The sequence below is a fragment of the Photorhabdus kleinii genome (assembly GCF_025384885.1).
Taxonomy (GTDB): Bacteria; Pseudomonadota; Gammaproteobacteria; order Enterobacterales; family Enterobacteriaceae; genus Photorhabdus; species Photorhabdus kayaii.
Genome location: NZ_JAJAFY010000133.1, coordinates 1 through 1,352, shown reverse-complemented (window position 1 = coordinate 1,352; position 1,352 = coordinate 1). Strand labels below are relative to the sequence as shown.

Below are 1,352 nucleotides of genomic sequence, written 5' to 3'. Positions count from 1 at the left end.
TTTCAAGCACAGTGATTTTTTCCGACTGACTGGCGCATAGGGTTTCCAGTTGGCACAACTTTTGCGCTTGATTAAGGGCTTCACCGCATTTTTCAGCGGTTAATTGCACCATTTCCCGCAAAATGTTTAATTCTGCGTTGTTGTGATCACGGTGCAGCCCTAGCGCTTTTTTCACGGATAAAACAAACTTTTCACCGAGGGATTTATCATCGACAGGGTTCTGTTCAGTCCCCGCCAGCAATTCAACCATGGTTTCCAGTGATGCCGACAAATAGCGATCATCACTGGCCGGCAGACCGCGCTCCTGCACACTCAGCTTGATTAATTCCGTACCGACAGCGGCGGGGGTATCCGTCAGCGCAATGCCGGTCAAATAGGCGCTCTGGGTCTGAGGAAAACGGGAGTAAAACTCAATGCTGGAAAAAATCTTCTGCCCACTCTGGTTCAGCTTGATTAATTCCGCGTCCTTTTCTTCATCCAGTTCAACAGTGGCCTCCAGCGCCAGCTTGCCCTGTAATGGGCCGTCTTTAACCTCGTAGGCACTGGCAGATTGTACTAACGCAAACTGACGAAACGTACTGTCCGGGAACAGGCTTTTGACGTGCTCCAGATTCAAGCGGGCGGCGTACAGTCGAGGGTTATAGCTATCGGCCATCTGCTGGATCTGCTCGCGGGTGACGGCAAAGCCATTGAGCGTCATTCCCTCCGTGCAGACCGTTAATTTAATGGTTTTTGGCATTGTCACTTCTCCAACAGGCACTTCTGACTTTTGATAGCGCTATGTTCGCAGTCACGGCTTTTTGACTCAAAGCTTTCGCCGTGTCGGGGCCCCGCGACAGGCAGGAGTCATAGCGGCACGCGCGTGACCGTGGGAAAGTGGCGGCATGATGACGACAGAACATGATCCTCGACACGAAGCAAAAAGCCTGTACTGGCAAGCCTACAGCGTTTCGCAAATAGCAAAACGACTGGGCGTCAGTGCGAACACGATTTATTCGTGGCGGCGGCGCGATAAGTGGGATGAAGCCAACCCCCGCGAGCGCGTCAACGGCGAGCTTCACGTAAAAATATTACGGTTACAAGCGAAAGAAACCCTGGCACCGCATGATTTTAAGACGCTTGATTTTCTTTATCGCCAGTTGGAACGTTTCGATCGCGCTGAAGCTAAAAAAGAAGAAAAGAAAAAGGTAAAAACCCCGAAAAATCATTTTAGTGATGAGCAAGTCGCTGCATTGCGTGCGTCGGTTTATGAATCCCTGTTTGAGTATCAAAAACGCTGGTACAAACAGAAAGACCGCCGTAACCGCATGATATTAAAATCGCGGCAAATTGGGGCCACATGGTATTTTGCC

At 50.3% G+C, this 1,352-nt stretch carries 2 protein-coding genes; one reads left to right on the top strand and one right to left on the bottom strand.

Going from position 1 to position 1,352, the window contains the following annotated elements:
* A partial coding sequence (locus LG003_RS22970) for a GPO family capsid scaffolding protein (RefSeq protein ID WP_262981762.1) occupies positions 1-739 on the bottom strand: 739 nt, incomplete at its 3' end.
* Positions 740-884: 145 nt separating this feature from the next.
* Between LG003_RS22970 and LG003_RS22965 the strand changes: the two genes are divergently transcribed.
* Positions 885-1,352: terminase gpP N-terminus-related DNA-binding protein (locus LG003_RS22965; RefSeq protein WP_262981761.1), on the top strand; the 468-nt coding region annotated here is incomplete at its 3' end.